Annotated in this window: 19 protein-coding genes and 1 riboswitch; of the genes, 6 read left to right on the forward strand and 13 right to left on the reverse strand. The window is 67.9% G+C overall.

The window, feature by feature from the left end:
• Window positions 1-1,203: an efflux RND transporter periplasmic adaptor subunit gene (locus OXR60_RS02045; RefSeq protein WP_267393494.1), complete on the reverse strand. Its 1,203-nt coding sequence runs from the start codon at window positions 1,201-1,203 to the stop codon at window positions 1-3.
• Window positions 1,204-1,305: 102 nt separating this feature from the next.
• Between OXR60_RS02045 and OXR60_RS02050 the strand changes: the two genes are divergently transcribed.
• On the forward strand, window positions 1,306-1,956 hold the full coding sequence (locus tag OXR60_RS02050; RefSeq protein ID WP_267393496.1) for a TetR/AcrR family transcriptional regulator: 651 nt from the start codon (window positions 1,306-1,308) through the stop codon (window positions 1,954-1,956).
• Here the strand turns inward: OXR60_RS02050 and OXR60_RS02055 are convergent.
• Window positions 1,940-5,731, reverse strand: coding sequence for a PAS domain S-box protein (locus OXR60_RS02055; protein WP_267393498.1), 3,792 nt, complete (start codon window positions 5,729-5,731; stop codon window positions 1,940-1,942). The two genes, OXR60_RS02050 and OXR60_RS02055, sit on opposite strands and share 17 nt — an antisense overlap.
• A 143-nt stretch (window positions 5,732-5,874) precedes the next feature.
• Between OXR60_RS02055 and OXR60_RS02060 the strand changes: the two genes are divergently transcribed.
• Complete coding sequence (locus OXR60_RS02060; RefSeq protein ID WP_267393500.1) at window positions 5,875-6,273, forward strand: cupin domain-containing protein; 399 nt, start codon at window positions 5,875-5,877, stop codon at window positions 6,271-6,273.
• Between the two features lie 72 nt (window positions 6,274-6,345).
• On the opposite strand, the gene OXR60_RS02065 is transcribed toward OXR60_RS02060, so the two are convergent.
• Window positions 6,346-6,921, reverse strand: a complete 576-nt coding sequence (locus tag OXR60_RS02065; protein ID WP_267393502.1) for a hypothetical protein — start codon at window positions 6,919-6,921, stop codon at window positions 6,346-6,348.
• A 336-nt stretch (window positions 6,922-7,257) separates the two neighbouring features.
• Here OXR60_RS02065 and OXR60_RS02070 point away from each other — a divergent pair, with 336 nt between their 5' ends.
• Genes OXR60_RS02070 through OXR60_RS02080 form a run of 3 tightly spaced genes read left to right on the forward strand, consistent with a single transcriptional unit; the run spans window position 7,258 to window position 9,700 of the window.
• The gene (locus tag OXR60_RS02070) at window positions 7,258-8,223 is read left to right on the forward strand and encodes an ATP-binding cassette domain-containing protein (protein WP_267393505.1); all 966 of its coding nucleotides are present in this window, start codon (window positions 7,258-7,260) and stop codon (window positions 8,221-8,223) included.
• Window positions 8,220-8,885: a methionine ABC transporter permease gene (locus tag OXR60_RS02075; protein ID WP_267393507.1), complete on the forward strand. Its 666-nt coding sequence runs from the start codon at window positions 8,220-8,222 to the stop codon at window positions 8,883-8,885. The genes OXR60_RS02070 and OXR60_RS02075 overlap by 4 nt, the downstream gene beginning before the upstream one ends.
• Window positions 8,886-8,899: 14 nt before the next feature.
• Window positions 8,900-9,700, forward strand: coding sequence for a MetQ/NlpA family ABC transporter substrate-binding protein (locus OXR60_RS02080; protein ID WP_267393508.1), 801 nt, complete (start codon window positions 8,900-8,902; stop codon window positions 9,698-9,700).
• Between the two features lie 9 nt (window positions 9,701-9,709).
• On the opposite strand, the gene gcvA is transcribed toward OXR60_RS02080, so the two are convergent.
• A complete protein-coding gene (gcvA, locus tag OXR60_RS02085) occupies window positions 9,710-10,621 on the reverse strand; it encodes a transcriptional regulator GcvA (RefSeq protein ID WP_267393510.1) in 912 nt (303 codons plus the stop codon).
• Between the two features lie 115 nt (window positions 10,622-10,736).
• On the opposite strand from gcvA, the gene OXR60_RS02090 reads away from it, so the two are divergent.
• Window positions 10,737-10,919: a hypothetical protein gene (locus OXR60_RS02090; protein WP_267393512.1), complete on the forward strand. Its 183-nt coding sequence runs from the start codon at window positions 10,737-10,739 to the stop codon at window positions 10,917-10,919.
• Window positions 10,920-10,975: 56 nt separating this feature from the next.
• On the opposite strand, the gene OXR60_RS02095 is transcribed toward OXR60_RS02090, so the two are convergent.
• The 9 genes from OXR60_RS02095 to OXR60_RS02135 all read right to left on the reverse strand — a co-directional run bounded on the left by OXR60_RS02095 (window position 10,976) and on the right by OXR60_RS02135 (window position 26,261).
• Complete coding sequence (locus OXR60_RS02095; RefSeq protein ID WP_267393515.1) at window positions 10,976-12,028, reverse strand: NAD(P)-dependent alcohol dehydrogenase; 1,053 nt, start codon at window positions 12,026-12,028, stop codon at window positions 10,976-10,978.
• Window positions 12,029-12,150: 122 nt separating this feature from the next.
• Window positions 12,151-13,059 carry a LysR family transcriptional regulator gene (locus tag OXR60_RS02100; RefSeq protein ID WP_267393518.1) on the reverse strand — a complete coding sequence of 303 codons (909 nt, stop codon included), beginning with the start codon at window positions 13,057-13,059 and terminating at the stop codon, window positions 12,151-12,153.
• 98 nt (window positions 13,060-13,157) lie between these two features.
• Complete coding sequence (pnuC, locus tag OXR60_RS02105) at window positions 13,158-13,727, reverse strand: nicotinamide riboside transporter PnuC (protein ID WP_267393520.1); 570 nt, start codon at window positions 13,725-13,727, stop codon at window positions 13,158-13,160.
• The gene (locus OXR60_RS02110; protein WP_267393523.1) at window positions 13,727-14,881 is read right to left on the reverse strand and encodes a phosphotransferase; all 1,155 of its coding nucleotides are present in this window, start codon (window positions 14,879-14,881) and stop codon (window positions 13,727-13,729) included. Before OXR60_RS02110 ends, pnuC begins: the two co-directional genes overlap by 1 nt.
• Window positions 14,882-14,885: 4 nt before the next feature.
• Entirely contained in the window at window positions 14,886-17,213 is a 2,328-nt protein-coding gene (locus OXR60_RS02115; RefSeq protein ID WP_267393525.1) for a TonB-dependent receptor, read from the reverse strand.
• A 32-nt stretch (window positions 17,214-17,245) separates the two neighbouring features.
• A riboswitch (TPP riboswitch) is annotated at window positions 17,246-17,355 on the reverse strand.
• A gap of 113 nt (window positions 17,356-17,468) precedes the next feature.
• Window positions 17,469-21,737, reverse strand: a complete 4,269-nt coding sequence (locus OXR60_RS19935; protein WP_267393527.1) for an autotransporter domain-containing protein — start codon at window positions 21,735-21,737, stop codon at window positions 17,469-17,471.
• 279 nt (window positions 21,738-22,016) lie between these two features.
• Window positions 22,017-22,451, reverse strand: coding sequence for a hypothetical protein (locus OXR60_RS02125; RefSeq protein ID WP_267393529.1), 435 nt, complete (start codon window positions 22,449-22,451; stop codon window positions 22,017-22,019).
• 147 nt (window positions 22,452-22,598) lie between these two features.
• Window positions 22,599-23,843: an ROK family transcriptional regulator gene (locus OXR60_RS02130; protein ID WP_267393531.1), complete on the reverse strand. Its 1,245-nt coding sequence runs from the start codon at window positions 23,841-23,843 to the stop codon at window positions 22,599-22,601.
• A gap of 108 nt (window positions 23,844-23,951) precedes the next feature.
• Window positions 23,952-26,261: a glycoside hydrolase family 3 C-terminal domain-containing protein gene (locus OXR60_RS02135; RefSeq protein WP_267393533.1), complete on the reverse strand. Its 2,310-nt coding sequence runs from the start codon at window positions 26,259-26,261 to the stop codon at window positions 23,952-23,954.
• Window positions 26,262-26,263: the final 2 nt, after the last annotated feature.

The raw sequence follows: 26,263 nt of genomic DNA on the forward strand, positions 1-26,263 counted from the left end.
TTACTTCGCCTTTGCCGGATTCTGGGCCTGCGCCGGCCCCTGCTGCGGCGGGGTGCCAGCAGGCGTGGCATTGGGGTTCCAGGGCTGGCCCTTCACGGGCGTACCCGGACGCAGCATCATGGCGCCTTCGACAATGACCTTGTCACCGGGCTTGATGCCGCCGGTGACGAGCCAGTTGTCGCCGATCGTGCGCGTCGTCTGCAGCGTGCGCGACTCGATCTTGTCGCCGGCGCCGATCACCAGCACCGTGGCCAGGCCCTTTTCATCGCGGCTGGTGGCGCGCTGCGGCACCAGCATCGCCTTGGCCTGGGTGCCCTCGACCAGCGCGGCGCGGACGAACATGCCCGGCAGCAGCAGGCCGTTGGGGTTGGGGAACAGCGCGCGGATCACCTGCGACCCCGTGGTGGGATCGACGGTGACGTCGGCGAAGCGCAAGGTGCCCTGCGGGCCGTATTCGGTGCCGTCCTCAAGCTTCAGCTTGACGTGGGCGTTGCCGTCACGCGTCAGCTGGCCGCTGAGGATCTGCTGGCGCAGCTTGAGCAGATCGGCGCTCGATTCGGTGATGTCGACATAGATCGGGTCGAGTCGCTGGATCGTTGCCAGCGGCGCGGTCTGCGACGCGGAGACGAGCGCGCCGGTGGTGAACGCCGAGCGGCCGATCCGGCCGGTGATCGGCGCGCGAATGGTGGTGCGGTCGAGATCGATCTGCGCGGTGCGCAGCGCGGCCTGCTGGGCGGCGACATCCGCCTGCGCCTGCGCCGCGCTGGTCTGCGCATTTTCAAACTCCTGGCGCGCGATCGCGTTGATCTTGACCAGCTCGCCATAACGACGCGCCAGCGCGGCGCTCGAGGCGATGCTCGAGCGGGCGCGGGTGAGCGCGGCACGGGCGCTGGCGACCTGCGCCTGATAGGGCGCCGAGTCGATCCGGTAGAGCGGCTGGCCCTGGTGAACCATGTCGCCCTCGACGAACAGGCGCTGGAGCACCAGGCCGTTGACCTGCGGGCGGACCTCGGAGGTCTCGAACGCGGTGGTGCGGCCGGGCAATTCGGTGGTCAGCGTCACCGGTTGCTCGCTCACCGTGACATAGCTCACGGTCGGCGGCCCCTGGGGAGCCTGCTGTTGCTGGTTGCCGCCACCGCAAGCCGCCAAGGCGAGCAAGGCGCTAGATGCCAACACACAGCCCATCAGCCGCTTGGAGAACATAGATTTTCCCGCTTGTAAAAAGGGTAGAGAGCGATCACTCACGAAACCGGTCGTTAGCTCGACCGTTCTAAGGCGTCAACAAGGCTGAGGAAGGTTTGCACAGTGCGCGTGGACGAAGGATGTTTGCCGACCCGCGCCGATCTGCGCCGTCACAACATCAAGGAAGTGGCGCGGCGGCTGTTCATCGAGCATGGCTTCCACGCCACCGGCATCGCCCTGATCGCCAAGGCCTCGGGCGTCGCCGTCCAGCAGCTCTATCGCGATTTCCCGGCCAAGGAGGACATCATCGCCGCGATTGTCGAGGCGGATTGCGAGCGGTTCGCCGATCTCGCGACGCTTGATGCCGCGCTGGCAGCGGAGGATCGCAAGGGCGTGCGCGACTGGCTTGCCTCCACCACCTGCCGCAAGGACAAGGAAGGCGATCGCCTGTTCCTCGAGATCGCCGCCGAAGCCTCGCGCAACAGCCGGATCGCGGCGATCCTCGCCTGCGTGCGTCAGACGATGTTCGACAACATCAGCCGCGCGTTCGCGGGCATGACCGGCAGCAGCGTCGTCACCGACGAGCATCGGCTGCTCGCCGAATCGTTCATGATCGTCTCGATCGGATCGATCTACACCCGCACCATGCACAGCGGCTTCGTCGAGCCGGCGAGCCGCAACCTGCTGTCCTGCCTGATCGACAATGCGCCTGGCGTCAAAGGCCAGGAGGGCTTCTGCTCGGCCAGGGTGGACGAGATCACGCGACCAGCCTGATCGCCGCCACCGATTGCCCGATCTGCTCGGCGCGGGTGGTGCCAGGCCAGGCCGAGAGCCCCTCTTCGAGCAGCCGTGCGGCATCGCCCAGCGCCGCCTCGCCGAACATCTGGGCGGTGCCGGCGAGCTTGTGCAGGCAATCGGCGACATCGGCGAGTTCCGCGTCGGCGAAGGTGCCGCGGCGCACCAATTCGTCGCACTTGGCGAGCGCCTCTTCCTTGCGCAGCCGGTAGCGGTCCTGGAGCTTGGGGCTGAAGCGCGACGCCGGGGCCGCGGCCCGCGGCGGGGCGGCCGTCACCGAGGGAGCGCCGCACCATCGCTCCAGCGTCGCGCGGAGCCCGTCGATCGTGAACGGCTTGGCGAGATGGCTCTGCATGCCTGCGTCGAGGCAGGCGGCGACATCGTCGGCATAGGCGTTGGCGCTCAGCGCGACGATCGGCAGCGCCGCGGCGGCGAACCCATCGCCGCGGATCTGCCGCGCCGCCTCTAGCCCGTCGACGTCGGGCATCTGCATGTCCATCAGGACGATGCCATAAGGATCGCCGGCGACACCCGCGGCATGGACCATCGCCACCGCCTGGCGCCCGTCGACCGCGAGATCGGACCGATAGCCCAGCCGATCGAGCATCGCCTTGATCAGCAGCTGGTTCACGTCGTGATCCTCGGCGACGAGGATGCGCCGGCTGTGGCACGGCCGCTCGCCGGCGCCGGCCGGGGCTTCATCGGCGGGGCTGGCGTGTGTCGCGGCTGCGCGGTGGGCGAGCAGCGGCAGGCTGAGGAAGAAGCTGGTGCCAACGCCGGCTTCGCTGGTCAGGCGCAGCTCGCCGCCCATCAGGCTCGCCAGCTGGCTGCTGATCGCAAGGCCAAGCCCGGTGCCGCCATATTTGGCCGCGGTCATCCGCTCCGCCTGGACGAACTCCTGGAAGATCGCCGCCTGGCGATCGGGGGCGATGCCGATCCCGGTGTCCGCCACCTCGATCAGCACGCCCTCACCCTGCCGCGCCGCGCTGAGCGTGATCGAGCCATGGTCGGTGAACTTGGTGGCGTTGCCGAGCAGGTTGAGCACGATCTGGCGCAGGCGCAGCCCGTCTCCCACCACCATCGGCGGCAGGTCGTCGGCAAGGTGGCAGTGCAAGGCCAGCCCCTTGCGCTGCGCGGCCGGCGCGACGAGCTTCATGCAGGCTCTGAGCGCATGGAGCATGTCGAACGGCTCGGCAGCCATCTTCATCTGCCCGGCCTCGACCTTGGACAGATCGAGGATGTCGTTGAGCAGCCGCATCATCGCCTTGCCCGAATCGGCGATCAACTCGGTCTGCCGGCGCTGCTCGGGATTGAGATCGCCGGCGAGGAGCAGATCGGTGAAGCCGACCACGCCGTTCATCGGCGTGCGGATCTCGTGGCTCATGTTGGCGAGGAAGCTCGATTTCGCCCGCGCCGCTGCCTCGGCCGCGGCGCGCGCCTCGTGCAGCGCCAGCTCGGCAGCGACCTGGCGGCTGGCGTCGCGGCTGACCGAGATGATCCGCGTCTCGCCCTCATAAGGCGTGACCCGCGACGCCACCTCGATCCAGCGGATGTCGCCATCGGCATGCTTCATCCGTACCCGCACCGTCGCGACCGCGCCGACGCCCGCGGAGAGCACCGCCCGGCCATGCTCCCGGAACGCCTCGTGATCCTCGGCGATGACGATGTGGGATGGCTTATGGCCGAGCAGCGCCGCCGGTTCGTAGCCGAGGATGGTGCGCGACGCCGGCGACATGAAGATGCAACCGCCATCGACATGGTTGAGCGAGATCATGTCGCTCGCTTCCTCGGTGATAAGCCGGAAGCGCTCTTCCTCCTGGCGCAGCAGCGCCTCGGCCTCGGCCTGCTCGGTGATGTCTTGGACGATGCCGAACAGGCCCCTGATCTGGCCGTGCGGATCGACATCAACTTCGCCGCGGACGAGGATATGAGCCCTGGCGCCATCGGGGCGGATGATCCGCGCCTTGAAGCCATAGCCCTCGCGCGTGGCATAGGCCTGCTCGACGAGCGTTTTCACCCGGTCGCGGTCGTCGGGATGATAGAGCAGCAGCGCGTCATCGAACGACGGCGGCGTTCCCGGTTCGAGGCCGTGGATGCGATAGACCTCGTCGGACCAGAAATGCTGCCCGGCGAGCGAATCGACACGCCAATGGCCGAGGCGCGCGACGCTCTCCGCCATGGTCAGCATGCGGTTGCTGTCGCGCAGGTCGTGGCTGCGGGCCTTCAGCGCGAGTTCGGCCTCGCGGGCGTCGGTGACGTCCTGGAACACGCCGAACAGCGCCACCACCTGTCTGTCCGCCGCCATTTCAGGGCGGCCCCGCGCGATGACGTGGCGCATCGTCCCGTCCGGACGGATCAGCCGGGCGCGGAACTCATAAGGCTGGCCGTTGGTGAGCGCCGCGGTGAATACTTGCGAGACGGCGGCGCGATCATCCTCGTGATAGGCGGCGAGCGCGGTATCGACCGGTGGACGGAAGCCGTGGGGCCGGCCATGGATGTCGCACACCGTATCGGACCAGAAGGCGGTCTGGTCCGCCAGATCGACCCGCCAGTGGCCGACCCCGCTCATCTCCTCGGCCATCAGCAGCATGCGGTTCGCTTCGGCCAGATTGGCGCCTGCCTGCCGCAACGCGCTCTCGGCACGGCGTCGCTCGGTGACGTCGGTGAGGCCGCCGAGCACGTGGACGGCACCATCGTCGCGCGCGGTTTCGATGCGCGCGGTGGCGATGACATCAAGCACGGTGCCGCCCCGCGTCACGCAGCGATATTCGCGCAGGCCGATCATACGATCGCGCACCAAGGCGGGCCAATCCTCGGTGACGAACCGGTGCGCCGCATCGCCGGTGAGGAAGTCCGCGAACCGCCGACCGATCACCTCGCCATGCCGATAATCCATCAACGCCAGCCAGGCGTCGCTGACCTGATCGATCCGGCCCTCGCCATCCAGCGAATGGAGCGGCAGCGGCGTGCCGCGATACAGCGAGCGGAACCGCTCCTCGCTGCGGCGGAGGGCATCTGCCTCGCGCGCGGCCAGGACCGAGAAACGCCGGTCGAACATCGCGGCGACGAGCGCGAAAAACAGGATCAGCGCGGTCGCCGCGAACACGCTGAACGCCAGGCCCGTCGGCCCGACCCCGCTGCCGGCCGTGGTTCCATGGTGATGAACGGCATAGGTCGCCGCCTGCATGCCGGCGAAGTGCATGCCGGAGATTGCGACGCCCATCACCACCGCGGCAAGGCCGCGCTGCGCCACGCTGTTGTTGCGCCCCGCGAGCCACAGCGCCACGGTCGCGGCACCGATCGCGATCAGGATCGAGATCGCCACCCACAGGCGATCGAAGCTCAGCACGGCGGCCATCCGCATCGCCGCCATGCCCATGTAATGCATGGCCGCGACGCCGAGGCCCATGATGATCCCGGCGACCGCCAGCCTGGCGCCGACCGGATGGGGCCGGTCGACCAGCAGGAACCCTGCCCCGGTCATCAGGATCGCGACACCCAGCGACGCAATCGTGAGCCCGACGTCATAGCTGACCGCCAGACCGGGCACGCTGTGCGCCAGCATTGCCACGAAGTGCATCGTCCAGATGCCGCCGCCCATTGCCACCGCGGCAGCCGCCAGCCAGGATCGCCGCAGCCGGCCGCTCGAGGCACGGAGCCGTGCACCGAGATCCAGCGCGGTGTAGGAAGCGAAGATGGCGATCATCACCGACATGGCCACGAGCATGAAGTTGTTGGCGCCGGAATGCGTCATCTGGTCCCCTGGAAACGGCTGAGCGGTTACGCCCCGTAGAAATTCGTCACATTCGGTGCACTTGTGCTGGTAAAGAGTTCGGAAATAACCCGAACTGACCGACATTGCCGTGCGTTGACGCTGCCCAGCACGGAGACAGGACGATGGACATCACCCGCAGCGGATCGCAGCCCTCGGCAAGGGGCCCGGCCGACTATTTCACCGGCACGGTGCGGACCGACGGCGCCTTCAAGGGCAGCGGCGCGCTGAGCTGCGCGACGGTCACCTTCGAGCCCGGCGCGCGAACTGCGTGGCATACGCATCCGCTCGGCCAGACCATCGTCATCACCTTCGGGCTCGGCTGGGTTCAGCAGGAGGGCGGCGCCATCGAGGAGGTGCGCCCGGGCGACATCGTGTTCTTCGCGCCAGGCGAGAAACATTGGCATGGCGCCTCGGCGCATGCGGCGATGAGCCACCTCGCCATCACTGAGGCCCAGGACGGCGTTGCCGTCGACTGGCTGGAGCAAGTGTCCGACGACGAGTATCGCGCTCGCGCAGGCTGATCCGCTCGATGGCGATGCATGGCCAGTCTGCGGGCGGCCATGGCGCTCGGGGGGCAACGTCCCGCCGAGCGGTCAGGGTATCGAGAGCGGCGCGTCCATGCGGCTGGGGAAGCGCGCGAACAGCGCGCTCGCCAGCTTGCTTGCGACCGCCGACGGCGCTCCAGCCGGCGTGTCCTCAACCTGGGCTGTCGTCGCGCTGCCGGTCCACAGCGGATGAGGATCGCCCCGCTGCACCACTGTAACGGTGAGCTGGGTAACGACGAGGCCATGGAGTGCGTTGTTGCTGGTCGGCAGGCTGAACTTGACCCCTGCCCCCCAGTTGCCGACGTTCGTGGCCGGCGGCGATGCCTTGGCGCCCGAGGTGACGACGCCGCGGGCCTGGCGTAATACCGACACCAGCGCGACGTAGCGGCTGTGGCTCGGCGCCGGCAGCGGCATGAAGCTGGTTTGCAGGATCGCACGCTGCACGGCCTCGACGAACGGCTGGTCGCCGGCGCGCGTGGCAGGCGTATCTCCCGCCCCTCCCCCGCTCTGCTCGACGGTGATCGTGCCAGGGGTCAGTGCGCCGGCATCGCTCTTGTCACCCGTGCCGCGGGACGCCGCTGTGATCAGAGCGGCGCTCAGGACGGCGGTGGGAAGAAGATGCATCGGGACAACCTCGCGGCTCGGACCGGCCAAGCGCCGAGCAAGCGGTGACTATCGCGCGTGATTGGGCGTTACAAGCGCGCCGCCCGGGTGTAGCCCGGCTTCCGCCGGACGAAGACGGACTATGTTGAACCGCCGCCGTGCTTCGCGGACATAGCACGCTTTACCGATAGCTGGCCCTGCTACGGCCCCGGCGCTTGCCGGTGCCGCTGTCGCCCGACCTGTTACAGAATAGATGATCAGCAACACATCCTCCCCTATTGCTCCGCCGCCAGCCGGCGAGACCAACCCGATGGCTCGGTTCTACAGCATCTGCGCTGGCTCGAGGCGCGTGAACCGATGATCGAGCTGGACAAGGTGAGCAAAGCGTTCGGCGCCCAGGCGGCGCTGCGCGAGGTCACGCTCACCGTGCCGCGCGGCGAGGTGTTCGGCATCATCGGCCGATCGGGCGCGGGCAAGTCGACGCTGGTGCGGCTGCTCAACGGGCTCGAGCGACCGGACGCCGGCGCGGTGCTGATCGACGCCGTCGACGTGACGCAGCTCGCTCCGGCAGGTTTGCGCGGCCTGCGCCGGCGGGTGGGCATGATCTTCCAGAATTTCGGGCTGCTGTCGTCGCGCACCGTGCTCGACAATGTCGCGCTGCCGCTGCGGATCGCGGGCACCGATCGCGCCGGCATTGCGGCACGCGTCGCGCAATTGCTTGGCCGCGTCGGGCTCGAGGATCATGCCGACAAATATCCGGCGCAGCTGTCTGGCGGGCAGAAGCAGCGCGTCGGCATCGCCCGCGCGCTCGCCACCGGCCCAGATATCCTGCTGTGCGACGAGGCGACCAGCGCGCTCGATCCGGAGACGACGCGCAGCATCCTGGCGCTGCTCGCCGACCTCAATCGCGACCTGGGCCTCACAATCGTGCTCATCACCCACGAAATGGATGTGGTGCGGCAGGTGTGCGATCGCGTCGCCGTGCTTCACGCCGGGCGCGTGGTCGAGACCGGCAGCGTCGCCGACATCTTCCTCGGCCCGCAGGCGAGCGAAACCCGCGCGCTGCTCGCCACCCATGCCGATGGCGTCGATCGGCTGCCGTTCGCGGGCCGCACGGTGCGGCTGCTGCTGCTCGGCGAGGCCGCCTCGTCGCCGCTCCTCACCCGCGTCGCCCGCGACACCGGGGTCGACATGACCATCCTCGACGGCCATGTCGGCCGGCTCAAGGACGTGCCGTTCGGCGAGCTGACGCTCGGCCTGCTCGGCGGCGACCAGGAGGCGGCGCTCGCCGCGCTCGCCCACCACGGCACGGTGATCGCATGAGCGGCTGGTTCAGCCATGTCGCCTGGAGCGAGATCGTCCAGGCAAGCCTCGACACGCTGGCGATGCTGGCGGGGTCGCTGCTGCTCACCGTGATCGTCGGGCTGCCCCTCGGCGTGTTGCTGTTCCTCACCAGCCCCGGCGAGGTGTGGGCGAACCGCGCCGCCAACGGCGTGCTCGCGCTGGTCGTCAACCTGCTGCGCTCGGTACCGTTCATCATCCTGCTGATCGTGATGATTCCGCTCACCGTGCTGCTGGTCGGCACCTCGCTGGGGGTCGCCGGTGCGATCCCGCCGCTGGTGGTGGGCACCGCACCGTTCTTCGCGCGACTGGTAGAGACGGCGCTGCGCGAGGTGGACCGCAACACGATCGAGGCGGTGCAGGCGATGGGCGCGACCACCCGCGACCTGGTGGCGCGGGCGCTGCTGCCGGAGGCGATGCCGGGGATCATCGCCGGGATCACCGTGTCGGCCATCGCGCTGGTGTCGTTCACCGCGATGGCCGGGGTGGTCGGCGCGGGTGGCCTCGGCGATCTCGCGATCCGCTTCGGCTACCAGCGCTTCCAGACCGATGTCATGCTGGTCACGGTGGTGCTGCTGCTGATCCTCGTCCAGCTTCTCCAGATGATCGGCGACCGCCTGGTGCGGCGGGTCAGCCGCCGATGACCAAAGGATTGTCGATGAACCGCCGTCTCCTGCTCGCCGCTGCCGCTGCCGCCACGCTCGCCTTGTCGGGGTGCGGCCGGTCGGCAGCCACCGATCCCAATACGCTGACGGTCGCCGCCACCGCGGTGCCGCATGCCGAGATCCTCGACTTCATCAAGCCGACGCTGGCGCGCGAGGGCGTGAAGCTCGATGTCCGGGTATTCAACGATTACGTCCAGCCCAACGTCCAGGTCGCCGAGGGGCGGATTGCGGTCAATTACTTCGAGACGGCGCCCTATCTGGCCGAGTTCAACAAGGCGCAGGGCACCAAGCTGGTGACGCTGGCCGGCGTGCACGTCGAGCCGTTTGGCGGCTATTCGCGCCGCTGGAAGACGCTGGCGGCGCTGCCCGACCGCGCCACCGTCGCCATCCCCAACGAACCGAGCAACAGCGGCCGCGCGCTGCAGTTGCTCGCCAAGGCCAAGCTGATCACGCTGCTCGATCCGACCAGCACCACCGCCACCCCCAAGGACATCGTCACCAACCCCAAGAACCTCCAGTTCCGCGAACTGGAGGCGGCGACGCTGCCGCGGGTGCTCGACCAGGTCGATCTGGCGCTGATCAACACCAATTACGCGCTCGACGCCGGGCTCAACCCGACCCGCGACGCGCTCGTGATCGAGGACAAGAGCAGCCCCTATGTCAACTTCGTGGTCGGGCTGGACAGCGCGCGCAAGGATCCCAAGGTCGTCAAGCTGATCGCGGCGTTGCGCAGCCCGGCGGTGAAGACCTTCATTGCGCAGAAATATCATGGCTCGGTGCTGCCGGCCTTCTGAGCCGCGCCGCTAGCGGCCCATGGCGAGATCGGCCGCGACCTCGGCGTGCAGCCATTCGCGGAAACGCTTGATCTTGGGCAGATGGCGGCGGTGCTCGGCGCAGACCGACCAATAAGCCTGGCCCATCGACGAGACCTGCGTGAACGGGCGGACCAGCCGCCCCTCGGCGATGTCGTTGCGCCAGAAGAAGGGGGTGAGCATCGCCAGCCCCTGCCCGGCCATCGCCGCGGCGCCTTCGCCGGTCTGCGAATCGAGACGGATCCCGGGGCGGAGGGTGTCGCCCGGTACGGTGACCCCCGCCTCGCGCAGCCAGACGGTCCACCAGATGTCATGCTGGCTGATCACTGGCAGCGTCAGCAGGTCCGCAGGCTCCAGCGCACCGTTATGGGCGCCTAAAAAGCGGGGCGAGCACATCGGCGTGAAATCGATGTCGATCAGCCGCTCGGCGGCAAGGCCCGGCCATTTTCCATGGCCGCTGCGCACGGCGACATCGACTTCATCGGCGGCGAAGTCCGCCAGCGCGTCCGCGGCGATCAGCCGCACCGCCATCGCCGGATTGGCCATTTGGAACGCGCCGAGCCGCCATGCAAACCAGGTGTTGGCAAAGGTGGTCGAGGTGGAAACCGTGAGCATCGCCTCATTCTCGGCGCGCAACTGGGCGAAGGCGCCGTCGAGCACGTCGAACGCGCGGCTGACCTCGCCCGCCGCTCGCCGGCCCGCCTCGGTCAGCTTCACCCGCTTGCGCTCGCGGCGGAACAAGGCGGTGCCGAGCCGCTCTTCGAGGATGCGGATCTGGTAGCTGACGGCGGCCTGGGTGAGGCCGAGTTCGGCCGCGGCGGCGGTGAAGTTCTCGTGCCGCGCGGCGGCCTCGAACACCCGGATCGCAGGCAGAGGCGGCAGGTGGCGCATGCCGGCGATCATAAGCCCGGCTTATCAACTACGTCCACCGTTTCGTTGGCGGCGGCAACGCCACGCGCTTAGCTCATGGCTTGCCGGCCACGGATCGTCCGCCGCCAGCCGCATGAGGTGAGACGCCATGCACGACGATTTTCTGCGCTCGGAATGGGCCGAGCACCACGGGGCGGTGAGCAGCCTGTTGGCCGAGCTGATCGAGGAAACGCGGTTCGCGTTCGAACGGCTGGCGGCGCGGACCTATGACGCACCGTGGAAGCACGAGGCGCACACCGGGCTCTGCTCGGGTGCGGGCAACGACGGCTGAACCGGCAGGTGAACCCCCGAGCGGCGCGCGACGACCGCAGCGCCCGGGGGGTCGGGTCAGGCGGCGAGCGTCGCGTTGTCGATGACAAAGCGATACTTCACGTCGCTGCGCTGCATCCGATCATAGGCATTCTCGATGTCCTGGATGCGGATCATCTCGATGTCGGCAACGACGCCCTTCTCGGCGCAGAAATCGAGCATCTCCTGCGTCTCGGCGATGCCGCCGATCAGCGACCCGGCAATGGCGCGACGCTTGAAGATCAGCGCGGCGACATTGGGCGACGGATGGGCATGCTCGGGGACGCCGACCAGCGTCAGCGTGCCGTCACGCTTGAGCAGCCCGGTAAAGGCATCGAGGTCGTGGCTTGCTGCCACGGTGTTGAGGATGAAATCAAAGCTGTTGGCGTGCGCGTTCATCTCTTCGATGTTGCGCGAGTTGATCACCTCGTCCGCACCGAGCTTCTTGGCATCCTCAAGCTTGGCTTCGGAGGTGGTGAAGGCGATCACGTGCGCGCCCATGGCATGGGCGAGCTTGACGCCCATGTGACCGAGACCACCGATGCCGACGATGCCGACCTTCTTGCCCGGGCCGACGTTCCAGTGGCGCAGCGGCGAATATGTGGTGATGCCCGCACACAGCAGCGGTGCCACGGCGGCAAGCTGCTCTTCGGGATGGCTGATCTTGAGCACGAACTTGTCGCTCACGACGATGTTCTGCGCATAGCCACCAAGCGTGTGGCCGGGCGCGTCAGGGGTCGGGCCATTGTAGGTGCCGACGAAGCCGTTCTCGCAATATTGCTCGAGGCCTTCGGCGCAGGATGCGCAATGCTGGCAGCTGTCGACCATGCAGCCGACGCCGACCAGGTCGCCGACCTGAAACTTGCTGACCTCGCCGCCGACGGCGCTGACGCGGCCGACGATCTCATGACCGGGGACGCACGGGTAAATCGTGCCTTCCCACTCGGCGCGAACCTGGTGGAGATCGGAATGGCAGACACCGCAATAGCTGATGTCGATTGCGACATCATGGGCGCCGGGGGCGCGACGCTCGATATTGAGCGGCTCGAGCGGCTTGTCGCTGGCGGTCGCGCCATAGGCCTTGGTGGTCATTGCTGGATCCTTGGTAGAGGTCGCGCCGAAGACGCGCGCTAATGGGTAAATAGGCCTGCGAACGCGTGATGGTTACCGGGCCAGTGCTTCACGACACCGTGAGCCTCGCTCATCGTCACCGGTCACAGTCCGAGCGGCCGCATCTCGCGAATCAGCTCGACCAGCAGCCGTAGCGCCACCGGTACCTGGCGCCGGCTGGAGTAATAAAGCTGGAAGCCGTCCCCCGGGATTGCCCAATCCGCCAGCACCAGCCGCAGCGCGCCGGTGGCGAGATACGGCGCGAAGGCGGGTTCGATCCCGTAGACTAGCCCGCCGCCGTTGACCGCCATCGCGATCACTCCCTCGGTGCCATTGGCGGTGATCCGGCTCGGCACTACGATCGCCAGCTCGCCGTCGGGCCCTGCGAACTCCCAGCGATAGATGCGATCGTTGCCGAGCCTGATGCCGAGGCAGCGGTGATCGGCGAGCTCGCCCGGGTGTTGCGGCGTGCCGAACCGATCGAGATAGGCGGGCGACGCCGCCACCACCCAGCGTAGGTCCGCCGACAATCGCTGCGCGATCATGTCCTCGGGCACGGTGCCGCCATAGCGTATACCAGCGTCGAACCCCTCGCCGACGATGTCGACCATGCGATTGCTGGCGACGATATCGACTTCAATATCCGGGTAGCGCTCCTGGAACACCGGCATCACCGGCCCGAGCAGCAGCGGCGCGGCATCGGCGACGATGTTGAGGCGGATGTGCCCGGCCGGCGCCTCGCGGAAGCGGTTGAGGTTGTCCACCGCCTGGCCAATCGCCTCGAACGGCGTGCCGATCGCGCCGAGCAGTTCCTCGCCCGCAGCGGTGAGCATCACGGAGCGGTTGGTGCGGTTGAACAGGCGCACGCCGAGCCGCGCCTCCAGTGCCTTGAGCGCATGGCTGATGGCGGACGCGCTCACCCCCATCTCCAGTCCCGCGCGCCTGAAGCTGCGGTGGCGGGCGATGGCGAGGAAATAGGCGAAATCGGCCAGATCGGCGCGACTGGGCAGCATTGGGGGACATCTCTCCGCGCCGCTGCCCGGTAACGGCACGCAGCGGCGGGGTCGCAATAGAGGGTGATGCGCGGCGGCTCCAGCCCCGGCGCGCGCGATCAGCGGTGATCGAGGATAGACGGTGCTTGGCGCCAGCGCCGATAGCCGAGCACGGCCAGCACGATCATCGTCGCGTAGAGCCCCGCGGTGAGCGTCAGCCCCTTGAACAGGAACATGCCGACATAGACGCAGTCGACCGCGATCCAGAGCAGCCAGCTCTCGCGATGGCGCCGTGCCGTCCAATATTGCGCGACCAGGCTGAAGCTGCTCAGCGCCGAGTCCATCCACGGCAAGGCTGCATCGGTATAGTGGCTGGTCAGCCAGCCGATCGCCACTGCGCCAGCGGCGCCGATCGCCAGCGCCAAGGTTCCGCGGTTCGGCGACAAGGGTGCGACGACGATCTCGCCGGCCTGCTGCCGCCCACGCGCCCAGACGATCCAGCCGTAGACGATGGCAAGCCCGAACAGCGCCTGGAGTGCCATGTCTGCATAGAGCCGTACGTCGAGGAACAGCTTGAAGTAGAGCGCGCAGGCCAGGAGGTTCACCGGCCAGCACAGCATCCGCCGCGTCGCGGTGAGCCAGATGCCGAGGAAGCTGACGATCACGGCGATGATCTCGAGCAGCGACATCAGCGTGTCGCCTCGCCCTCGATCCGACGTAGGAAATCCTGCCCCGGCGCCGACAGGAACCAGTCGGCATGGCCGACGAGATAGCCGTCCCAGGCCAAGGCGGCATCGTTCGGCGCGGCAAGCACCGCGGTGAAATAATCCACCTCCGACATGGCGAACTCGACGTGGACCAGCGGCAGCAGTCGGGCGATCGCGGTGACATCGGCCGGCGTCAGCGGTGACACGGCGGCATAGCCCGCGAGCAACGCGCGCGCCGCGGCGGGATCGCCGATCGCGTCGTCCGCCCCCTCACCCAGCTCGAGCCAGCGCACGGCAGTACGCTCGATGGCGGTGGCGAGATCGTGGATCGCGCAGCTGCGATCGGCGAGACCGAAATCGAAAATCGTCTCGACGGTGCCCTCGACCGACCACAGCAGGTTGGAGGGATGCCAATCGTTATGCGTCCATAGCGGCGGCCGGTCAGCCAACACGGCGGCCACATCGGCACCGGCCGCCGCGAACAGCCGCGCCAGCTGGCGACGCCACGGCCGATCCGCCAGGAAAGCAGCCATCGCCGGACGCGCGGCAACATAGGCGTCGGCCGCAGCGAGCGGATCGGCGGCGGGGAGGATCGAGAAGCTCGCCACCAGCGGTTGCTGGCGACGCGCCCGCGCGGCATAGCCTTCGGCAGCCTGATGCAACCGTGCCAATGCTTCACCGGCGGCGTAGGCATGGTCGAGCGACAGGAACGGCGTCCAGGAGGGCCGGTCGCGGTACAGGTCGATGCCCGATGCGGTGCGATGGAGTTCGTAGCTCGAGCCCGCCAGCATAATGGCGGTGGCGCCGTCCGTCGCCGGCATGACTGCCGGCACCGACAAACCGGCATCGCGCAGATGGGCGATGAAGCGATGTTCCTCCATCAGCCCGGCCGGCGAGCGCAGCCGGTGATGGTGCCGCTTGAGAAAGAACGCTCCCTGATCGGTGTGGACCAGTGCCGCCGCCGAGAAGGGTCGCGGCGAATGCCAGCTAAACCCTACCAACCGCCCTGCGCCAGGAAATTGGGCAAGCGCCGCCTCCGCCTCGCCGGCGTCGATCGCGGGCCAGATCGGCGCCTCCCAGGCGGTGCCCATGCCATGCACCAGATGCCCGGTGCTCGCCGCAACAGCCCCGCCCATCGGCTCAGAAGGCGCGCGACAGGGTGGCGATCACCACCGCGCCGCTGCCGATGTAATAGGCCGGGGCATAGCCGGCGATCACGGTGCCGCCGCGCCCGACTGTATCGTGGGCGTTGGTGCTGACTGCCTGCACGCCGGACAGGACGTGCGGATCGGTGACGTTGATCGCGTTGACGCGGAGGTCAGTACGCTTGCCGTCAAGCCAAGGCGCGAGATGGACGCCGACCGACAGATCGAGCGTGGCATAACCCTTAATGCTCTCGTCGTTCATGAAGGTCGCATATTGGCGATCGACATATTTGAGCGCGGCGCTGCCGAACAGCCGGCCATCGTCATAGGTGCCGCCGACGCCCAGCTGGACGGTGGGGCTCGACACCGCCTGCTTGCCGCGGGTGGGCAGGTAATCGTCGCCGACCGGCAGGTCGTCGTCGAGGCGGGCGTGAAGATATTCGCCCGACACATAGAGGCTGACCCCGGCGGCCGGGCGATAGTCGATCTCGGCATCGACGCCGTAGGAGGTCTGGCTGCCGGCATTGAGCGTCGAATTGACCTGCGCGCCGCCGACATCGACCACCGTCGCCAGCTGGCGATTGCGGAGATGATAATGGAAGCCGGTCACCGACGCCGACAGATTGGCGCCGATGTAGCGATAGCCGAGCTCCTGCGAGAGCGAATATTCGTTCTTGAGCGCGTTGGTCCCCGCCGTCGACACCAGCCCGCCGTCATAGCTGTCGTAAAGGGTGAACTCGTTGGGGGTGCGGAAGTTGGTGGTGATGTTGGCGAACACTTGCTGGCGGTCGTCGAGCTGATAATGCACCGCCGCACGCGGCAGCGCCGCGAAGCTGTCGAGGCGGACGTCCGTCTGCGGGCCCGGCAGATAGTTGCGGCCGTTGCGCAGCACGTCGACGCCCTTGAAGCCGATGTCGAGCGTGAGGCGCGGATCGATCGCGATGTGATCGGCGACGAAGAAGCCCTTGGTGACGGTGACGGTACGCTGGTTCTCATAGGCGAGCAGGCGGCCGTCGGCAGTCTGGATCGCCTTGTCCTGATAACCCCAGCGATCGACCGGTCGGCCCTCGGCATCGATCGAGGTGTAGGATTGGGTGACGCGATCGGTGCCGTAGTCGAACCACAGCCCGGCGGTGAACCGGTGCGCGCCGGCCTGGAGCGTCAGCTTGCTGACATTGCCGCCGCGAAACTGATCGCCGGTATAGTTGCCGAGCACCGTCGCCACCCCGTGCACCGCGCCGGGCAGCGCGATCGGCTGGGTCAGTTCCTCGGCACCGAGGAAGTTGCCGGTGGTGGCAAGCTCGGTGCCATAAGGCGAGTTGCCGTAGCCGAACTGGAGGTAGCTGGTGCTGTCGAGCGCAAGGCGCTCGCCGAGCGCCAGATGGACCGGCGCGGCGACATAGGTATTGCGGAACGGCGCGCGGTAGAGCCGCCAATAATTGGTGTCGCCGTCGGCATAACGCCGGTCGTAGTTGAAGCCGCGGCCCTCCGCCTGCCAGTCGGCGAGCGTCGGGCTGGGGTAGCTCGATGAATTGGCCTGGTTGAACGACACCGCGATGCTGGCGCGATTGCCGTTGCCCCATTCGCCGAGCAGCTTGGCATCGACATGCTGGCGCAGATCGTAGCCCGCGCCACGCCAATTGTCGGCGCGGGTGTTCGAATAGGAGACGAACGCCCTGAGCCCGGTGGCGCCGAGCGTGCCGGTGTCGAGGCGGACGAAGGCGCGGCGCATGTCATAGCCACCGAGCGACAGATCGAGCAGCGCCTGCGGCCGCTCCTTGGGATCGTCGAGCGACAGCGAGAGCAGCCCGCCGGCGCCGCCGACGGTGGGTGAATCGATGTCCACCGCGCCCTGCGCCAGCGCGATTTGGCGCACGTTCTCGGCATCCGCGAATTGCGCGGGATAGGCGTAATAATAGCCAATGTCGTTTTGCGGCGCGCCTTCCATCAGCACGCCGATCTCATCCTGGCCGAGCCCGCGCAGGGTGAGGCTGGAGCTGGTCGACAGGCCATAAGGATCGCTTGACGAAACGTTGGCGCCGGGCAGCAGATTGACGAGCTGGAAGGCGTTGAGCGTCGGCGCCTGCTTGGTGATGAAGTCCGCCGAGATCGCGCTCACCGCCTTGGCGTCGGTCTGATCCGGCAGCAGCCCTTCGGGATCGGGATGGCCGATCACGCGGATGTCGGCGGGATCGGCCGCAGTCGTCTGCGCTGCCGCGGGGCAAGCCAGCAGCGCGATCCAGGTCGCGGTGCCCGTCGCCAGATAGCGCGACAAACGGATGCGCGGGCCACCATTATTCAGAACTGCGGGATGATCCGCCATCGTCTCGTGTCCACTCCACTCGGAGGGACAACGGACCGGCCGCCAACCCTCCCTACGCCGGGGTCAGCCGGATCAGGTTCAGCGGGTCATGGGCTGCAGCCCACCTCTCAGCCGCGCGATAGCGGCCCCCCGGGGATGGGCGCGCTCTAGGCGGTCGCGGCGCAGGTGGGAAGCGCTAACTGGTCGGCCCGCCAACCGGTGCGGACACGAAAAGGCGCCCGGCGATCTGCCGGACGCCCTGAGGATCGGGATCGATCAGAACTTGATCGAGAGACCCGCGCGGCCGCCGCCGCCCTTATAGTCGTCGCCGACGTCGCCGAACGCCTCGAGAAAGCCTGCCACCCGTGCGCCGGTGTTGATCGTGACGCCGACCGTGCCGCGGCCGTAGGTGTCGAGCCGCGGGTTGGCGAAGCCGAGATCGTAGCCGCCGTTCGAGAAGGTGACGCGATCGCGGCCCTTGAACTCGTGGATCGCCTCGCCCTTGAGGTAGAAGCTGGTCGTCGTCACCCCAGAGGTCATCGTCGAGCCGATCCGCAGCCCGGCCTTGCCGCGCAGGCCATTGGTGTCGCCGAAGTCGAGCGTGGTCGGCGCTAGATCGATCCGGTCGATCGACGAGCGGGCATAGTCCACCCCGACGCTGGGCTCGGCGAAGAAGCGGTCGCTGCCGAAGCGGAAGCCTGCCTGCGCCATGCCGCCATAGCTGTTGCCGTTGATCTTCTGGCGGATGCCGTTCGAGGGCATGCGCACGTCGATCCAATAATGCTCGTATTTGCCGAGCACGTTGAGGAAGAAGACCCCCGCATTGAGACCGGCATAGGCGCCGCCGTTGACCGACTGGTAGCCGAACCGATCGGCATTGGCGACAAAGCCGAGCGTCGAACTGGCATAGCCGCCGGTGAGGCCGAACACCGCGCCGCTGCGCCCGAAGCTGCCGAGATCGAGCCCGAACTGGCCGCCGTAATAATCCTGCTTATGAGCAAGATCGGCGGTGACCGACTGGCCGAAGGCGGTGAAGCTCTGGCTCGCGCGGTTGCGATCCACCGAGCCGAACATCTGCGCCCAGAACGCCGAACCGCGGCGCGGAGTGTCGGCGTTGCCCGCGGTGGCATCGCGGACGGTCTGCAGATGCCCTGCGACGGCATCGCTTCCGCGATAGAACACCTCGCGAGCGCCACTGCCGAGCTTGACGAACTCATAAGCCTGGCCGGTGGGGGTGCCGTAGAGGCCGTAGGTCGCCGCGGTGGGATCGAACACCAGCGAATAGCCGATCAATCCGTCGACGACGGTCCCGCCGGCGAGGTTGAACGCCGTCGGGCTGCTGCCGGCGCCGGCATCCACCACCACCAGATTGTTGACGAGCACGCCGGGGTTGGTGCCGATCGCCTGGAGCGTGACGACGGTGCTGCCCGTCGCCGCGCCGCCGATCACCAGCCGATCGGCGGTGGCCCCTGCGGCACCGACCGCGACGTCGATGCCTACGGTGCTGACACCGGTCCCGACGAAGTTGCCCGGCAGGGTCAGCGTGTCGCCGGCGACGCCGTTGCGCAGTTCCACCAGCCCGCTGTTACTGAAATTCTCCAGCCCGGCCAGCGTCACCGCCCCTGCCACGGTCGCACCCGGGCGGACGGCGAACAGGCCGTTGTTGACGAAGCTGTCGGTGCCGCCGCCGAACGCGCTGTCGCCCGCTGCGGCAAAGGTGCCGTTGTTGGTCAGCGTGTCGTCGCCGTCGGTGAGATCGACGAAGCCGTTGATCCGGCCGGTGCTGGCCACAGTGATCGTTGCCGGGCCGCCATCGGCGTTGATCGCAGGGCCGGCGGTGGCCTGCACGACATCGCCGAGCGTGATCTTCGCCGCGGTGCCAGAGGTGACGTCGATCCCTGCCGCCTGGCCGGAGATCGCCGCACCGGTGGCGGTCGTGATCGTCACACCGCACCCGCTTGTCGCGGCGATGCCGGTGCCCTGGGTGGCGGTGATGGCGCCGAACGCGGTGATCGCCACCGTGTTGCACCCGGCGGCATTGGCGAGGATGCCGTTGCTGCGCGGGCCTCGCACCGTCACCGGCCCCGCGGTAATCGACTGATCGCCGCCGGTGGTGGCGACCGCAATGCCATCGGCATCGGCGCCGTCGGTGGTGACCGCGCCGACCGTGACCGCCACCGGACCGGCGCCGCCGGCAATGACGAGCCCGTCCGACCGGTCACCACTGGTGGTGATGCTCGATCCGGCGACGGTGATCGGCCCGTTGCCGGCGACATCCACGCCGCGCGCATCCGCACCGGCGGTAACGATATCGCCGAAAGTCAGATTGATCGGGCCGTCGCCGCCGCCGATCACCGTGCCTGCCGAGCCGTCGGCGACCGTTGCCACGTCGCCGATCGAGACGGTGACGGGTCCGGTGCCGGTGACCGCGACACCGGTCGCATCGGTGCCGCCGGTGCTCACGTCGCCGGTCGAGACCGTGACGGGCCCGGTGCCACCGGCTACCGCAACACCGGTCGAGCCGGTGCCGCCGGTGGCCACGTCGCCGGTGGTGACATTGATCGTGCCATCACCGCTGACGTCGACACCCGGCGAACCTTCGCCGCCGGTTGTGACATCGCCGGTGACAACGGTGATCGGCCCTGCGCCGCCATCGACGATGACGCCGGTGGAGCCGTCGCCGCCCGTGGCGATATCGCCGGTGGACACATCGATCGGGCCTTCGCCGCTCACGTCGACGCCGTCGGAGTCGTTGCCGCCGGTGGTCACGTCGCCGGTGACGACGGTGATCGGGCCGGCACCGCCATCGACGATCACGCCGGTGGATCCATCGCCGCCGGTGGTGACGTCGCCAGTGGTGACATCGATCGGGCCTTGGCCGATCACCTCGACGCCGTCCGACTCGTCGCCGCCGGTGGTGACGTCACCGGTGCCAACCGTGACCGGATCGTTGCCGCCATCGACGTTGACGCCATCCGAATTATCGCCGCCGGTGTCGACTGGACCGGTGACGACATCAACCGCGCAGGCACCCGGCCCGAGCACCAGGCAGACGGCGGGATTGGTGATGATGCTGACCGCGGTGGCATCGTCGCCGCTGGTGCTGACCGCGCCGAGCGTCGCGAGGATCGAGGCCGGCGCGTTGATCAGCACGCCGAGTGCGCCATTGCCGGTGGTGGTGACGCGATCGGCGGCGAGGTCGATGTCGCAGGCGCCGCTGCCGAGCAGCACGCAGGCGGCCGGATCGGCAGCGATGTCGATACCGTTGGCGCCATCTCCCGTCGTCTCCAGCAGGCCGATGCGACCGGTGGTCGGGCCGACGACGCGGGCAAGGATGCCGGTGGCGCCGACGCCCGAGGTGGTGAGCTGGCCGATGTTGAAGGCGTTGCCGCAGGCGCCGGCGCCGAGCAGCACGCAGGCATCGGGATCGGAGGCGAGATCGAGGCCGATGGCGCGGGCGCCATTGGTCTGGAGCAGGTCGATCGAGCCGGTGACATTGCCCGCCGCGCGGATCAGCGCCCCCGGCGCGTCGGCGCCATTAGTGATGAGACTGCCGACGGTGAAGTTGCTGTCGCAGGCGCCAACGCCAAGCGTCGCGCACGCGGTGGGATCGGCGGCGAGGCTGATCCCGGCGGCCTGGTCGCCGTTGGTCTGAAGCACGCCGATGTTGAGCGCGACCGGGGCGGCGGCGGTGATCAGCGCGCCGATGCCGCCGAAGCCGTTGGTGGTGATCTGGTCCGCCGCGGCGGTGACGCTGCAGCCGCCGTTGCCGAGCAGCACGCAGGCGGCCGGATCGGTGGCGATGTCCAACCCCAGTGCCTGACCGCCGGCGGTGCGCAGCACGCCGACGTCGAGATCGACGTTGCCGGCGGCGCGGACCAGCGCCGCGGTGGAGAGATTGCCCGACGTGTCGATCAGGTCTGCCGTGAGCAGCGCCGGGCCAGACAACGTCACGAGCTGCACGCCGTTCGAATTGTTGCCGGCGGTGAGGATGTCGGTGGCGTTGACTGTCACCCGGCCGCCTTGGATGTCGATCCCGGGCGCATTGTCGCCGACGGTGGAGACGACATCGTCGACGGTGAACAGCACGTCGTCGACGGCGCGGAGCAGCGCGCCGGTCGCACCGGTGCCGCTAGTGACGAGGCTGGTGATCCGGGCATCGATGCCGCCGCCGGCGGTGAGCGCCAGCGCGGGCTGGTTGACGGTGTTTACCACCGCGGTCGCGACCGGCGTCAGCGTCAGGTTGGCGCCGGTGCCGATGGTGGTGAGATCGATGCCGGTGTTGGAATTTACGCCGGCGAGCAACGTCACCACGGCCGGCCCGAGGATCGGCACGGGTGCGGTGGGGACCGGGGCGCCGGGATTAGCCGGATCGGCCACAACAGGGTTGGTCGAGCAGAGGATATTGATCCCGGTGCCCGGCAGGCACAGCAATTGTGCCTCGGCAGGCGCCGGCGTGACCAGCCCGGCGCCGATGATGGCGGCCGGTGCGAGCATCCACGATGTGGCGATGCGGCTGACGCCGTCCCTCAGATTGTTCTTCACGGTCACTCCCTTTCAGCTGATGATTATCCAGGGGCGCAGCGTGCGTCCTTGATGATAAAATCGGCTCCAGGATGTTAACTGCCAGTAAATATCGCGTTTTCTATCGCATCCAGATTGGAATGCATCAGTACTGCCGTTCACAACCAGCCTAGGTTTATGAACACTCTTCCATCGATATACTTATTCTCAAACGCTTTATGGCGATCTAGAAAGAAGCGGTCGCTTCGTTCTAGATCGCCCATTATGATCAATACTTGGTTTGATCACGTTGTCGTGCAGCTACCCGCCGCCGCGCAAACCCGCCTCCTGTTGACGGCGGCCATGCGGCGTCGGTGGCGGCGTTGCATGGTCGGACAGGGCCTGCTCGATTATGGCTCGCGCGCGTTCGGTGAGATGAAAGCGGCGGCCCTCCTCGCGGATCAGCGCAGCGCCGAGCAGCGCGGCGATCCAGCGGCGGGTGCTGTTGGGGGCTGCCTGGGTGATCTGGCAGAGGTCGTCCTCGTGCATCGACCGGCCATCGGCCTCGGCGACACACAGGGTGAGCAGGATGTCGAACACCGGATCGTAGAGGAAACCTTCGGGCAGGGACGCACCGAGATGGCGGCGCATCGCCACCGTCGCCCGCGCCGCCGCGGCGACATCTACCTGACCGTCTTCCGCCACAGCGAAGCCGAGCCGTTGCGGCTTCCACTTCCCGCCGAGCATGGCCCCCATATCAGTCCTCCTCTTGTGTTTTTCTGACACTTGATCGGGAAACAGCCGGGATCGGCGGGTGGTCGCAATCGACCCAAATTGATCAGCAATTCTGATGGTTAACGACGCGGCCTGGCAGAAAGAATCAGAAAAGAATCGCGACGGATCTCAGCTCTTGATGAGAATCGCGTCCGACGGGAGGATGCGATCGAGGAACGGCAGGATCGCCGCGCCTACCGCCGGCGCGTCACGCGACAGCGTGGCGCGGCGCATCGGCGCAGCGGCGGGCAAGGCGGGCGCCGCCTCGAGCAGCTTGCGGTAGGTCTCGCTGGACAGGCTATCGAGCACGCCATCGGGAAGCCTCCCGCCGACCAGCACCGCTGCCGGGTTGATCAGACAGTTGACCGCGATCATCGCCGGCACCAACGCGCTCGACGCCTCGTCGACCCAGGCGGCGACCGGGCCAGCAAAGCTCGGCGGGAATGGCTCGAGCGGATCGAGATCAGGTGGCATCACGCCCGCCTCTTCGAGCCGCTCGGCGAGCGCGGACAGCGACACCACGTCCTGCAGCACCCGCCCCTCGCCCTCACCGCCGCCGCCGTTGAGCGGCAGAAAGCCGATCTCGCCACTGCGCGCGCCCGCGCCGCGGTAATAAGCACCGTCGATCACCACCCCGCCGCCGAGCCCGGCGCTGACCAGGATGTAGAAGAAGCTGGCATGATCGTGGCCGCTGCCGAACTGCGCCTCGCCGATCGCCGCGGCGGCGGCATCATTGTCGATGTGGATCGACCAAGGCACCACGTCGGCCAGCAGCGCCTGAAGGTTGACCTCGCTCCAGCGCTCATAGCCGTCGGGCCGATGCGGCAGCGCGACGCGGCCAAGATCGTCAGGCAGCGCGACACCGACGCCGAGCACGCGGTCCATCGCGATGGCGCCGGTGCGACGGATCTCGGCGATACCGGCCCGGATCATCGCCACCACATCCTCGGGCATGGCGAAGGCGGCCTGGCGGGTGAAGCGCGAGCGAACGTTGCCGGCAAGATCGAGCGACACCAAGGTGACATGGTCGCGATCGATGTTGAGGCCGATCGCAAAGCAACCATCGGGCTTGATCCGCAGCCGCACTGCGGGCTGGCCACGGCCGCCGGTGCGCCGGCCGGCATCGACGATCAGATCGGCCTCGAACAGCCGCCCGGTGATATTGGCGATGGTCGGCGCGGTGAGATTGGTCAGCGCCGCGATCTCGACCCGGGTAATGTCCGGATGACGGCGGATGACCTGCAGCACCAGGCGCTGGTTGTAATCGCCGGCCCGCGCCAGATTGGTGCCCGACAGGCTGGAGCCGAGCCGCACCGCCCGCTCGTCGGCGGTGACGCCGCCATATCCCATCGAGTCGAAGTCCGAAAAGTTCACCTGCCTGTCACTCCGCTGTCAGGCAACCGATCTGCCAGCAAAGTGCCGGCCCCGCTAGCATATGCCTGCGGCGGCGATTGTGCCACCGCAGGCATGCGCGTCAGCCGCTCAGCGCGCGCTGCCCGGCAGCGTCGCCGCAGCGACCTGGACCTTGGTGGACGCGACCGACTCGGCGGCCGAGGCGGCGAGGCTGACGGTGTAGGTGCCGGCGGCGATCTTCCAGCTGTGCGAGGCGACGTCGAAGGTCGCGAGCAGCCGCGGGTCGATCGACACCGAGACCTGCTGGCTCGCGCCCGGCGCGAGATCGACCTTGGTGAAGGCGCCGAGCCGGCGCGGCGCCTCCCAGCCGGCACCGGCGACATAGACCTGCGGCACCGCCTTGCCCTGGACCGCGCCGGTGTTCCTGACCGTGAAGCTCGCCTTGATCCCCGCCCCGTCGGCCGCGGCGGTGAGATCGGTCAACGCGAAGCTGGTGTAGGACAGGCCGTGGCCGAACGGGAACAGCGGCTTGGCGCCAGTCTTGTCGAACCATTTGTAGCCGATCGCCGCACCCTCGATGTCGTAGTTGCTCATCGGATGCGCGTCGCTGTCGAGCTTGACGTCGCCTTCGAGCTTGGGCCGCGGCAGCTGCGCCACCGACGCTGGGAAGGTGGCAGAGAGATGGCCCGACGGATTGATCTCGCCGGTCAACACCCGCGCGATCGCCGCGCCGCCGGACGTGCCCGAATACCAGGCCTCGAGCACCGCGCCGACCCGCGGCAGCCACGGCATCAGCACCGGGCCGCCGGTTTCGAGCACCACCACGGTGTTCTTGTTGGCCCGTGCGACCGTGTCGATCAGCGCATCCTGGCCGTTCGGCAGGCTGAGATCGGGCACATCGATCGATTCGCCGGTCCATTGCTCGCCGAACACGATCACAACATCGGCCTTACGCGCCGCCGCCGCGGCGGCCTTGGCGTCCTTGCCGTCGAGATAGGTGACGCTGGCGCCGGTGCGCGCCTGCAGCTCCTTCACCGGCGACGAGGGATGGTAGACCTTGGGGCCGGGGAAGCCGCTGGGATATTCGTCCGCCACCACCAGGCCGTTGGTGGGGCCGCCGTGCGGATAGACCTGGCTCGAGCCGCCACCGGAGAGCACGCCGGCATCGGCATGCGCGCCGATCACCAGGATCGAACGGGCGCTCTTGGCGAGCGGCAGCAGGCCGGTGCGATTCTTGAGCAGGACGATGCCCTCCTCGGCGTCGGCCTGGGTGATCGCGGCATGGCCGGCATAATCGATGCTGGCGGCGCGATCGCCGGCGACGGGCGTATCGAATAGCCCGACCGCGAACATCGAATGAAGAATGCGGCGCGCCATATCGGTCGCCCGCGCCTCGCTGACATGGCCGTTGTTGACCGCCTCGCGCAACGCGTCGGCGAAATAGGGGGAGCGATCGAATGCCCAGCCCGATTGCTGGTCGAGCCCGGCATTGGCCGCCTCGCTGGTCGAATGGGCGGCACCCCAGTCGGTCATCACATAGCCCTTGAAGCCGAAGTCCTTCTTGAGCACCTGGTTGAGCAGCCAGTCATTCTCGCAGGCAAAGGCGCCGTTGACGCGGTTGTACGAGCACATCACCGCGCCCGGGCGGCCCACTTCGTGCGCGATCTCGAAGGCGAGCAGGTCCGACTGGCGCGCCGCCTGCTCACCGATGTGGTGATCCATGATGAAGCGGTTGGTCTCCTGATCGTTGAAGGCATAATGCTTCATCGTCGAGATGACGTGCTCGGACTGGATGCCCTTGATCTCGTGGCCGGTGATGGTGCCGGACAGCAGCGGATCCTCGCCGCCATATTCGAAATTGCGGCCGTTGCGCGGCTCGCGCATCAGATTCATGCCGCCCGCGAGCTGGACGTTGAAGCCCGACATGAAGGCCTCGTTGCCGATCATCGCGCCGCCGGCCTGCGCCAGCGTCGGATTCCAGGTGGAGGCGGTGGCGATCCCCGAGGGCAGCGAGGTGCGCAGCCGCGGGGTAGGCGTGCGCTGGCTGGCGACGCCGACGCCGGCATCGGTTTCCCACTGGCTGGGAATGCCGAGCCGCGGAATGCCTGGCACGAAGCCCGCCGAATCGGGCAGGCCGCCCTTGGGATATTCCCAATTCTTGGTCGGGGACTTCAGCCAATCGGCCTTCGTCGCGAAATAGCTGAAGGTGAGCTGCAGCTTTTCGGCAATCGTCATCTGCTGGAGGATCAGCTCGGTGCGCGCCTCGGGCGCGAGCGAGGCATCCATCCACGGCCGCGCCTTGGGGCCTTCGGTAGGAGCGGCGGCGGCCTTCGGGGCATTGTTCGTGGTCTGGGCGACGGCCGGCAAGGTCATGGCGGCGCCGACAAGCAGCGCAGCGCCGAGGTTCAGCGACAGGCGCAGGGCATGGCAACGGGTCATTC

The sequence above is a fragment of the Sphingomonas sp. GC_Shp_5 genome (assembly GCF_026540855.1).
GTDB lineage: Bacteria > Pseudomonadota > Alphaproteobacteria > Sphingomonadales > Sphingomonadaceae > Sphingomonas.

Excerpts from the sequence above, each read along its gene's own strand:
- OXR60_RS02045 (WP_267393494.1), bottom strand. The coding sequence starts at position 1,203 with ATGTTCTCCAAGCGGCTGATGGGCTGTGTGTTGGCATCTAGCGCCTTG.
- OXR60_RS02055 (WP_267393498.1), bottom strand. The coding sequence starts at position 5,731 with ATGACGCATTCCGGCGCCAACAACTTCATGCTCGTGGCCATGTCGGTG.
- OXR60_RS02060 (WP_267393500.1), top strand. The coding sequence starts at position 5,875 with ATGGACATCACCCGCAGCGGATCGCAGCCCTCGGCAAGGGGCCCGGCC.
- OXR60_RS02065 (WP_267393502.1), bottom strand. The coding sequence starts at position 6,921 with ATGCATCTTCTTCCCACCGCCGTCCTGAGCGCCGCTCTGATCACAGCG.
- OXR60_RS02070 (WP_267393505.1), top strand. The coding sequence starts at position 7,258 with ATGATCGAGCTGGACAAGGTGAGCAAAGCGTTCGGCGCCCAGGCGGCG.
- OXR60_RS02075 (WP_267393507.1), top strand. The coding sequence starts at position 8,220 with ATGAGCGGCTGGTTCAGCCATGTCGCCTGGAGCGAGATCGTCCAGGCA.
- OXR60_RS02080 (WP_267393508.1), top strand. The coding sequence starts at position 8,900 with ATGAACCGCCGTCTCCTGCTCGCCGCTGCCGCTGCCGCCACGCTCGCC.
- gcvA (WP_267393510.1), bottom strand. The coding sequence starts at position 10,621 with ATGATCGCCGGCATGCGCCACCTGCCGCCTCTGCCTGCGATCCGGGTG.
- OXR60_RS02090 (WP_267393512.1), top strand. The coding sequence starts at position 10,737 with ATGCACGACGATTTTCTGCGCTCGGAATGGGCCGAGCACCACGGGGCG.
- OXR60_RS02095 (WP_267393515.1), bottom strand. The coding sequence starts at position 12,028 with ATGACCACCAAGGCCTATGGCGCGACCGCCAGCGACAAGCCGCTCGAG.
- OXR60_RS02100 (WP_267393518.1), bottom strand. The coding sequence starts at position 13,059 with ATGCTGCCCAGTCGCGCCGATCTGGCCGATTTCGCCTATTTCCTCGCC.
- pnuC (WP_267393520.1), bottom strand. The coding sequence starts at position 13,727 with ATGTCGCTGCTCGAGATCATCGCCGTGATCGTCAGCTTCCTCGGCATC.
- OXR60_RS02110 (WP_267393523.1), bottom strand. The coding sequence starts at position 14,881 with ATGGGCGGGGCTGTTGCGGCGAGCACCGGGCATCTGGTGCATGGCATG.
- OXR60_RS02115 (WP_267393525.1), bottom strand. The coding sequence starts at position 17,213 with ATGGCGGATCATCCCGCAGTTCTGAATAATGGTGGCCCGCGCATCCGT.
- OXR60_RS02125 (WP_267393529.1), bottom strand. The coding sequence starts at position 22,451 with ATGGGGGCCATGCTCGGCGGGAAGTGGAAGCCGCAACGGCTCGGCTTC.
- OXR60_RS02135 (WP_267393533.1), bottom strand. The coding sequence starts at position 26,261 with ATGACCCGTTGCCATGCCCTGCGCCTGTCGCTGAACCTCGGCGCTGCG.